Below are 10082 nucleotides of genomic sequence, written 5' to 3' on the forward strand. Positions count from 1 at the left end.
AATAACGCCCGACGAGACCGACCCGTAGTTTTACGTAGGCTCCTGTTAACGCCTGCTTGCAATTATGGGGCGCAATCTCACGGAATAAGAACCAGCCAGCATTGTTGAACTGACTTCCGCCCTGTCGTCCGTCGCGACGACAGCGGCGCAGGTCATTTGTGCGTTGCTAGGTATTATCGGGATTTGTGTGATGTCGAAGTTGTCGATCGTCTTCAAGCTTCTGACCGTGCTGTCGGTCCTCGTTCTTTCGCTCGCCGGTGTCGGCGTGACGGCGATCGGCACCATGCAGAATATCAACGCTCACACGGTCGAGATTGCACAGAGCTGGCTGCCGAGCGTGCGCGCGCTCGGCTCAATGCGCGCCGACATCAACGAGCTGCGCGTCGCGCTCCGTTTGCACCTGATGCAGGACACCGCCGAAGGCAAGGAAGCCGCCGAGAAGCGCCTCGCCTCCCTGCGGGAGCGCATCGAGAAGACGCGCAAGGTCTACGAGCCGCTGATCACGGCCGCCGAAGAGCGCTCGCTCTACGAGCAATGGAGCAAGGCGTGGGGCGAATATCTGAACGGCGTGCAGGAGACCATGGCGCTGTCGCGCAAGAGCGTCGGCCGCTTCCCGACCGACGCCAACGAGATGTTGCAGACCAAGGTCGCCAAGATGGCTCAGGCCGCCGATCCCCTGCTTCAGAAGGGCATCGAGCTCAATAACCAGGGCGCCGAGCTGGAGACCAAGCAGGCGGCCGACAGTTACGCCACGATCTTCCGCGTGCTGGTCGGCATCATCGTGCTCTCGGTCGTGATCGCGATCGGCGCCGCCTATTATCTCGTGCGCGACGTCTCTCGCGGCATCGCCTCGATCATTCGTCCGATGCAGTCGCTCGGCCAAGGAGACCTCTCGGCCGAGGTGCCGCATCGCGGCGAGCGGACCGAGATCGGCTCGATGGCGGATGCGCTCCAGATCTTCAAGGAGGCACTGATCGCCAAGAAGGCCGCCGATGAGGCGGCTGCTCGCGACGCCGAGGCCAAAATCGAACGCGGCCGCCGCGTCGATGCCATCACGCGCAATTTCGAGGCCATGATCGGCGAGGTCGTCGAGACCGTGTCGTCGGCCTCGACCGAGCTCGAGGCCTCCGCGGCCACGCTGAGCGGCACGGCGCAGCGCGGCCAGGAACTCGCAACCGTCGTTGCGGCAGCCTCCGAGGAAGCCTCCACCAACGTCCAGGCGGTGGCGTCCGCCTCGGAAGAGCTGTCGTCCTCGATCACCGAGATCAGCCGCCGCGTGCAGGATTCGGCGCGGATGGCCGCGGAAGCCGTCGAGCAGGCGGCGCGGACCAATGACCGTGTCAACGCGCTGTCGCAGGCGGCCTCCCGCATCGGCGACGTCGTCGAACTCATCAACACCATCGCCGGCCAGACCAACCTCCTGGCGCTGAATGCGACCATCGAAGCGGCGCGCGCCGGCGAAGCCGGTCGCGGCTTTGCCGTCGTCGCCTCCGAGGTCAAGGCGTTGGCCGAGCAGACCGCGAAGGCCACCGGCGAGATCGGCGCGCAGGTCTCGGGCATCCAGGCCGCAACGCAGGAATCCGTCAGCGCCATCCAGGAGATCGGCGGCACCATCGAGCGGTTGTCCGAGGTGTCATCGGCCATCGCCGCCGCTGTCGAGGAGCAGGGCGCCGCGACGCAGGAGATTTCGCGCAACGTCCAGCAGGCCTCGCTCGGCACGCAGGAAGTCTCGTCCAACATCACCGACGTGCAGCGCGGCGCGATCGACACCGGCTCGGCCTCGGGCGAAGTGCTCTCGGCGGCGAAATCGCTGGCGACCGACAGCACCCGCCTGAAGGTCGAGGTCGCGCAGTTCCTGGAATCGGTCCGCGCGGCCTGATCTTTACGCGCTCGCCTGCGGAGCCGGCGGCGGTGCGATCTGCCGCCGGAACAGGATGCGCTGGTAGAGCCAGCCGATCGCGACCAGCACGACGCCGAGGCACATGAACGACAGCGCGCGGTAGACGCCCGTCAGCGTCGACATGTCGATGACGAAGGCCTTTAGGATCGTCAGCGCGATGACGGCAGCCGAGGCCAGCCGCGCACGCTCCGAGTTGACGAGAATGCCGACGCCCAGCAACACCACGCCGAAGGCGAGCCAGCCGATCGAATAAGTGTATTGCTCGGCGCCCGTCGTCGCGCCGGTGGAGAGGATCGGGCCGTGATAGAAGCGGCGGATCTCCAGCGTGACATAGGCAAGCGCGAACACCAGCGCGCCACCGGCGATGGTGTTGGCGTAGACCTTGCCGCGCATCCCGACCACCGCGTAGGACAGCAGCAGCATCAGCACGGCCGGCAGCGCATAGCCGAGCAGCAGCAGGTTGAACACGGCGCCGCCGACGTCGATGTGCCAGATCAGCGGGTTCTCCAGGATCAGGAGGCCGAACACGCTGATGAGCCCGCCGATCGCCGTCAACACGACCGCGCCGACATTGTGCACGATGCTGCGGCTGCGTAGCCGCAAGCGCTCCAACCCGATCGCCATCGCGAGCGTGACGCAGACTTGCAGCGCGAATTCGAGCAGCGACGGCGGCGAGGTCATCCGGCCATTGGTCGCAAAGTGCCGGATCTCCATGAAGGCGAGCAGCGCGGTGAACAGGATCGCCGCGGTTTCGACCATGCGCAGCGGCGCATCGTCGGCGCGGCGGCGCAGGAAGATGCTCGCGGCCCAGAACGAGGCCGCCGGCAGGCCATAGCCCCAGAGCAGCCAGTTGAAGATCGGCGTGGTCCCGACGGCGTCGCCGACGATGCGCGGATCATAGCCGATGCGCGCGGTGACGATGCCGGCGAAGATGGCGGCGAGCCAGCGCAGGAACGGGATCGGCCGCTGCATCGAGATCCAGGCGGTGCCGAGCGACATCAGCGCCAGCGCGATCGTGAGCCAGCCCTTTTCCAGCGCGAAGGTCAGCGCCAGCGCCAGCGCTCCGAGCGTGCCGGTCGCGAACAGGGCGGTCGACGTCGCCGCGCCCGGTCGATCTTCGCGGCGTGTAAGCGCTTCGGTCGCAGCACCGAAGGCGGCGGCAAGCAGCACCGCGAGGATCGCGAACGGGATCGAGCGGTCGAGATGGGCGATGCGGGCGTAGAGCGCGATGAGGATCGCGATCGGCGTAGCGACGGCTGCCGCCGACCACACCACGGGAATGATTGCCGAGTTCGAGCGGCCCTGCGCGAGGAAGCCGGCCACGCCGAAGCCGATGGCGAAGATCGCGGCCATCACCAGATGCAGCGTCACCGAGCTGTCGATCGCGGTCGGCCCGATACCGGACATCGCGCCGCCCGGCAGCACCAGCATATCAGGGTTGGCGCGCACGGCCCATTCGGCGAACACGATGAAGACGGTCGCTGCCGCCGCGCCGAGCGCGCCGGTGGCCGCCGGCGCACGCCAGGCGACGAGAAGCGTCGCGCCGACGAGAAGCGTGAACGCGATCAGGGCCAGATCCGCATGTGCGCTCGACAGCACGATCAGCATGGCGCCGAACAGGTAGGCGCCGAGCGAGCTCGATGAGACCGGCTCGATCTCGCCGTCCTCGATGCTGGGGCCGAACATGAAGCCGCAGACCACGAGCAGCGCGGCGAGCACGAAGCCTGCAATGGCATGGAAGGCGTGCGGCGCGACCTGGACCTGCTCGGTGTCGAGACCCGGGAAGATCCAGAGCACGGCAAAGGCGATCGTCGTGACCGCGAGCCAGCGCCACAGCCGGATGCGCGCGAGGCCGAAGCTCGCGGCAGTGACGATGGCGAGGTAGATGTAGAGCGCCCAGTAATCCGGCTTGCCGCTGGAGACGAGGAGCGGCGTCACGAAGGCGCCGACCACGCCGAGGCCGGCCAGCGCCGGCCCGTGCAGCAGCGCGGCGGCGAGCGTGCACATGGCCACGATGCCGAGCAGCACGAAGGCGGTGGCGGGCACGAGGAAGCCATAGAGCGCATAGGCGGCATAGATGGTCGCGAACGCTACCGCCGTACCCGCGGCGGTGAGAATCGCCGGGATGTTGGCGATCGGCAGCGCCTGGATGTTGGAAATGCTTTCCTTGCGCCGCGACCACTCGCCGGCCCCGAGCAGCGCAGCTGCGAACAGGCCGCCCAGGAACACGCGCACGCCCGGGCCGAGCAGGCCGGCCTCGATCGAATAGCGCACCATGAAGAAGCCGCCGAGCGCGAGCGCAAGGCCGCCGATCCACACCACCCAGCGGGTGCCGAGCTGCTCCTCGAAGCCGGGGGCCGCGGCCGGCACCGGAGGTGGTGCGGCAGCCGCGGGGCTCGCTTCGAGCGGCGGCGGTGAAAGTTCTTCGGTGACGAATGGAGGCGGCGCCGCTTCGGCTTCGGGCGCAAGCGGCGGCGGCTCGGCGGCCGTCGTCGCGGGCGCGGGGGCCTGCTCCTGCACGGGCATGAGCGGCGGCGGCTGCACCTGCCGCTGCGCGTAGAACATCTCTTCGAGCGAATTCAGTCGCCGGCGCAGCTCGGCCGCCTGGCTGGAGGCCTTGATCGCGATCAGGAAGGCGGCGATCGCAATGATCCACGCAAAGACGTCAAACGGGCCGTCGAACATAAAGCCTCCAGGCGACCGGCGGGCAGGGGCCGGTCACGTAATATGTCGGGTTAACGCCGGGAGCGCACGCGCAAGCCCGGCGCGGGCCGCTCCTGGAGCACGTCGCGCCGGAAGCGATAGAGCGCCGCCGGCCGTCCGCCCGTCTGTGTCGACATCACCCCGGTCGGTTCGACCAGGGCTTCCATTTCGACCAGGCGGCGGAAATTCTGCTTGTGCAGGTGCCGGCCGGAGATTGCCTCGACCGTATGCTGCAGTTCGGTAAGTGTGAATTCAGGCGGCAAAAGTTCAAAGACGACAGGACGATACTTCAGTTTTGCCCGCAGCCGCGCGATCGCCGTGGCGAGAATCCGGCGGTGGTCGAACTGCATCGAGGTCCCGAGCGGGGGAAGCGTCTTGCGCGCTAATGCCGCAGGGCGGCCGTCGCGTCGCGCTTCCTCGACCAGCCCGGCCTCGTACAAGAGCTCGTAGCGGTCGAGCACGCGCTCCTCGTCCCAGGCCGCCCCGTCAAGGCCGAAATAGAACCGCACGCGATCCTTGCGCGGCAGCGCGCGCGTCGTCTCCGGCGTCTCCTCCGCGGCCCATTCGGTCAGCGCGGGAATGATGTCGCGGGCGATGATCGCAGGCGGCTCCTCGCGCCGGTCTTCCCAAGGGAAGAAGCGATACCATGGCGCGAAGCTCGCCGCGTTTGCCGCAAGCTCGCCGTCCGCCGCGCGCGTCAAGGCGAGATAGCCGATCGACACCATATGCGCGCCGGTGTCGCCGGCCTCGGCATGGCGGCCGCGATCGCCGAAGGTGTAGAGCTGCTCGACATAGCCGAGCCGCAAGCCTGCCTGTTCCTCGACCCAGGCGCGCAGGCCGATGTCGAAGGTGCGATGCGCGAGCGCGTCGAACGGGCCGAACGGCAGGCCGGCAAGCCCGTCACTGCCGCGCGCGGTGAGGATCAGCGGCTCATGCCCCTCGATCGCGACGATCGCCGCGGTCAGGCCGATCTCGATCGGCGTCAGCAGCGTCTCGGTCATGTGATATGGCGCGCAGCTGTTGCCACAAACTCGTCATGCCCGGGCTTGTCCCGGGCATCCACGTTCTTCGTACCGCGCGAAAGTTCGTGGATGGCCGGGACAAGCCCGGCCATGACGCAGCATCTGCGATGTGGCGCAGCTGTCATTCGAGCTCGATCACGAAGGGACGGCCCTCGACCATCATCGCGCCCGGGCCGATCTCGTCGAGCGCGCGCAGCATGCGGCCGTTGCGTCCCAGCGCACGGTCGGCAAGGCCGACGATGCGCCGGTTCGGCGAGGCGATCGGCGAGGCCGCGCGGATCTTCCTGGCGATCTCGAGCTCGTCGCGGTTCGGATTGAGTGCACAGACCGCCGCAAACGCGCTCGCGGTGGAGCGGCTGATGCCGGCATAGCAATGCACCACTAGCGGCGCGCTGCGGTCCCAGCCGCGCACGAAGTTCAGCACCTGATCGATATGGGTCTCGGACGGTGCGACGAAACCGTCCATCTCCTCGGTGATGTCGTCCATCGACACCTTCAGATGGTTGGCGGGCAGCACGGACACCGGCCGTGCCACCTGTTCGACATTGGCCATCACGGTCAGCACGTGGCTGGCCCTGGTGAGGCGGACGGTTTCGGGAAGCGCGGCGAGGGAACAGACGTGGATCATGACGGACCTTTTTGCCGCGATTATAGCCGGTGCCGTAGGGTGGGCAAAGCGACATGTCCGCCGTAGCTCGAAGAGCGAAGGCGGAAGCGTGCCCACCACCTTTGTCGCAAAAGCGAAAGGACGTGGGCACGGCGCAAGCGCGCCTTTGCCCACCCTACGAAGGGATGATGCTCACGCGAACACCGCGCCAAACCGTTCCAGAAACTGCTTCTCGGCCCGGGCCGCCGTCCACGGCGTCAGATAGTCGCGCCGGACGCTGTCGGAGAGGCCGGGATCCTTGCCGAACAGGCGCCGTGCCTCGCTCTCGCTGAAGCCGGCAAGCTCGGTCGCTTCGAGGTAAGCCGCCCCGCGATCGGCGGCCTTGATCGCCAGCGTGACCTCCTCGGGCAGCACCGGCGGCAGGCCGAAGCGGATATGGATGGCGCCGAGCAGGCGTTTCTCGACCACCTTGTAATGGCCGTCGAGCACGGCCTTGAACGGCGAGATCATGTCGCCGATGACATATTCGGGCGCATCATGCAGCAGCGCTGCGAGCCGCATGCGCTGGTCAACGCGCGGCATCTCGTGCCGCATCACGGTTTCCACCAGCAGCGTGTGCTGTGCAACCGAGAAGATGTGTGTGCCAACGGTCTGCCCGTTCCAGCGCGCGACGCGCGCCAGTCCATGCGCGATGTCGGCGATCTCGACGTCGAGCGGGGAGGGATCGAGCAGATCGAGCCGCCGTCCCGACAGCATGCGCTGCCAGGCGCGGGACGCCACGTCGCGTGCGGTCTTCTTGGCCGTCATTTGACCTTGAGGCGCGGCTTGCGCTGCGTCTTGCTGCAGCTGGCGTGACAGTGGCAGTCGACGAGGTGGTCGTTGACCATGCCGGTCGCCTGCATGAAGGCATAGACGATGGTCGGGCCGACGAATTTGAAGCCGCGCGAGGACAGATCCTTCGAGATTTGCACCGACAGCGGCGTCGAGGCCGGCACGCTCGCCGTGGTCTTGAAATGATTGACCTTGGGCCGTCCGTCCATGAAGTCCCACAGCAGTTTTGAGAAGCCCGGGCCTTTCTCCATGATGTCGAGATAAGACTTCGCGCTCGCGATCGTGCCGTCGATCTTGGCACGGTTGCGCACGATGCCGGCATCGTTCATCAGCGCGTGCACCTTCTTCGCATTGTAGCGCGCGATCTTCTCCGGCTGGAAATCGTCGAAGGCTGTGCGGAAATTGTCGCGCTTGCGCAGGATCGTGATCCAGGACAGGCCGGCCTGGAAACCGTCGAGGATCAGCTTTTCGTACAGCGCGCGGTCGTCATACTCCGGCACGCCCCATTCGGTGTCGTGATAGGCAACGTAGAACGGATCATCGCCCGGCCAGGGGCAACGGGTCTTTCCGTCGGGATGCAGACGAGGGGCTCGGCTCATGCGGTGGGCTGCTTCGCTGGAATACGGACGACGTCAGGTTCTGCCAGCTTCAAGGCGAGGCCGCCTGCGGTGAGGGGTTGGCCGGCATCGAGCGCGTCTGCGACACGGTCGATGCGCACCAGGGCAATGCCCTTGCCGCCTGATGTCGAGCCGATGGTGCCGACCGGCTTGTCGCCGGCGAGAATGGTTGCGCCGGCCTCGGGCGAGGGGCCGTCGAGCAGCACCTTCACGCTGCGGGTGCGCGCGGTGCCGCGATGCTGCATGCGCGAGACGACCTCCTGGCCGACATAGCAACCCTTGTCGAAGTCGACGCCGGCAAGGCGGTCCATGTTGGTCTCGTGCGGAAACGCATCGCTGTACATGAAATCAAGCCCGCCGCGCGGCACGCCGAGCGCGATGCGGTGCGCCTCGTAGTCGGTCGCCTCGACCAGCTCGGCCCCGATGAGGTCGGAGAGCTTCTCCTTGAGATCTTCGGGGATCAGGATGCGATAGCCGAGCGTTTCGTTGCGCGGATCAGTGAAGGCAAGATCGGGCTGCGCCGCAGGCTGGCCGTCCCAGGCCGCGAGCACGCCGAGATCGAGGTTTTCCACCGTGACCTTGGCGCGCAGCTTGTAGAATTTCAGCTTGGTGGCGAAGCTCTCGGCCAGCGCCTTGGGGCAGTCGATCAGGAACCCGCCGCCGTGACCCGCGGGGACTTCCGTGATCAGGAAATCCACGATGATCTTGCCCTGCGGCGTCAGCAACGCGCCGAATCGCCCCAGCCCCGGTTTCAGCCTGTCGAGGTCGGTCGTGACCAGGCCGTTGAGGAAGTTGCGCGCATCCTCACCCGCGACCTTGACCACGCCCCGGTCGGGAAGAAACGCTGATTTCATGCGAAAATCTCTTGCGACATGTTGCTCCGGAACGTAAGCCCGCGAGGCATAAACGACAAGACCTCGAGCCCTGCGCTTGGGGATGACAAGGGCCTTCAGCCATGACCCAGCGTTTCGATGTGATCCTCAAAGGCGGCACCGTCGTCAACCAGGACGGCGAGAATGTTCGCGATATCGGCATCACCGGCGGCCGCATCGCCGAGCTGGGCCCATTATCGCAGGCCTCGGCCGCGGAGGTCATCGACTGCAAGGGCCTGCACATCCTGCCCGGCGTGATGGACACGCAGGTGCATTTCCGGGAGCCCGGGCTGGAGCAGAAGGAAGACCTCGAGACCGGTTCGCGCAGCGCCGTGATGGGCGGCGTCACCGCCGTGTTCGAGATGCCGAACACCTCGCCATTGACGGTGACGGAGGCCACCTTCACCGACAAGGTGAAGCGCGCGCATCACCGCATGCATTGCGATTTCGCCTTCTTCATCGGCGGCACCCGTGAGAACGTGCAGGACCTTCCGGTGCTGGAGCGCGCGCCGGGCTGTGCCGGCGTCAAGGTGTTCATCGGTTCCTCCACCGGCGCGCTGCTGGTGGAGGACGATGAGAGCCTGCGTCGCATCTTCCAGGTGATCCGCCGCCGCGCGGCTTTCCATGCCGAGGACGAATACCGCCTCAACGACCGCAAGTCGCTGCGCATCGAGGGCGATCCGCGCTCGCATCCGGTGTGGCGCGACGAGACCGCGGCGCTGATGGCGACGCAGCGCCTCGTCAAGCTCGCGCACGAGACCGGAAAGCGCATCCACGTGCTGCACATCTCGACCAAGGAAGAGATCGAGTTCCTGCGCGACCACAAGGACGTCGCCTCCTGCGAAGCGACGCCGCACCATCTCACGCTGGTAGCGCCCGAGTGCTACGAGCGGCTCGGCACGCTGGCTCAGATGAACCCGCCGGTGCGCGGCGCCGATCACCGCGCCGGCATCTGGCGCGGCATCGAGCAGGGCATCATCGACGTGCTCGGCTCCGACCACGCCCCGCATACGCTGGAGGAGAAGCAGAAGACCTATCCGGCCTCGCCCTCCGGCATGACCGGCGTGCAGACGCTGGTGCCCCTGATGCTCGATCACGTCAATGCGGGCCGGCTTTCTCTGGCGCGCTTCGTCGATCTCACCAGCGCCGGCCCTGCGCGCCTCTACAACATGGCCTGCAAGGGCCGCATCGCCGCCGGCTACGACGCCGATTTCACCATCGTCGATTTGAAGCGCAGCGAGACCATCACCAACAAATGGGTGGCGTCGAAAGCCGGCTGGACGCCCTATGACGGGTTGCGCGTCACGGGTTGGCCCGTCGGCACCTTCATCCGCGGCCGCCGCGTGATGTGGCAGGGCGAGCTGGTGACGCCCTCGCGGGGCGAGCCGGTGCGGTTTTTGGAGACGCTGAAGCAGTAGCTTGCCGCGCTCGTTGTGATCCGTCATCCTTGTAAGTCTCGAATCGCTGGATCGGATAGAGTGTCCGGTGCGGTAACGGACGGGAGACCGCTTCATCCAAGGGCTTTGAAGC

Annotated in this window: 8 protein-coding genes; 2 read left to right on the forward strand and 6 right to left on the reverse strand. The window is 66.7% G+C overall.

All coding sequences use genetic code 11. The features are described from left to right. Positions 1-190: 190 nt before the first annotated feature. Positions 191-1879, forward strand: a complete 1689-nt coding sequence (locus GA0061098_RS40765; protein WP_165637934.1) for a methyl-accepting chemotaxis protein — start codon at positions 191-193, stop codon at positions 1877-1879. 3 nt (positions 1880-1882) lie between these two features. Here GA0061098_RS40765 and GA0061098_RS40770 read toward each other — a convergent pair whose 3' ends face one another. The 6 genes from GA0061098_RS40770 to ygfZ all read right to left on the reverse strand — a co-directional run bounded on the left by GA0061098_RS40770 (position 1883) and on the right by ygfZ (position 8534). Further along, positions 1883-4585 carry a DUF2339 domain-containing protein gene (locus tag GA0061098_RS40770; RefSeq protein WP_091967320.1) on the reverse strand — a complete coding sequence of 901 codons (2703 nt, stop codon included), beginning with the start codon at positions 4583-4585 and terminating at the stop codon, positions 1883-1885. A 50-nt stretch (positions 4586-4635) separates the two neighbouring features. Beyond that, complete coding sequence (locus tag GA0061098_RS40775; RefSeq protein WP_091967322.1) at positions 4636-5604, reverse strand: NUDIX hydrolase; 969 nt, start codon at positions 5602-5604, stop codon at positions 4636-4638. Between the two features lie 142 nt (positions 5605-5746). Then, positions 5747-6253, reverse strand: a complete 507-nt coding sequence (locus tag GA0061098_RS40780; RefSeq protein WP_091967324.1) for a tyrosine phosphatase family protein — start codon at positions 6251-6253, stop codon at positions 5747-5749. 171 nt (positions 6254-6424) lie between these two features. Then, positions 6425-7039: a YfbR-like 5'-deoxynucleotidase gene (locus tag GA0061098_RS40785; RefSeq protein ID WP_091967326.1), complete on the reverse strand. Its 615-nt coding sequence runs from the start codon at positions 7037-7039 to the stop codon at positions 6425-6427. Beyond that, a complete protein-coding gene (locus tag GA0061098_RS40790; protein ID WP_091967328.1) occupies positions 7036-7662 on the reverse strand; it encodes a DNA-3-methyladenine glycosylase I in 627 nt (208 codons plus the stop codon). Before GA0061098_RS40790 ends, GA0061098_RS40785 begins: the two co-directional genes overlap by 4 nt. Then, the gene (gene ygfZ / locus GA0061098_RS40795) at positions 7659-8534 is read right to left on the reverse strand and encodes a CAF17-like 4Fe-4S cluster assembly/insertion protein YgfZ (protein ID WP_091967331.1); all 876 of its coding nucleotides are present in this window, start codon (positions 8532-8534) and stop codon (positions 7659-7661) included. The genes GA0061098_RS40790 and ygfZ overlap by 4 nt, the downstream gene beginning before the upstream one ends. 101 nt (positions 8535-8635) lie before the next feature. On the opposite strand from ygfZ, the gene GA0061098_RS40800 reads away from it, so the two are divergent. Next, complete coding sequence (locus GA0061098_RS40800; RefSeq protein WP_091967333.1) at positions 8636-9970, forward strand: dihydroorotase; 1335 nt, start codon at positions 8636-8638, stop codon at positions 9968-9970. The last annotated feature ends 112 nt before the right edge of the window (positions 9971-10082 follow it).

This window comes from Bradyrhizobium shewense, assembly GCF_900094605.1.
GTDB classification, from domain to species: Bacteria; Pseudomonadota; Alphaproteobacteria; order Rhizobiales; family Xanthobacteraceae; genus Bradyrhizobium; species Bradyrhizobium shewense.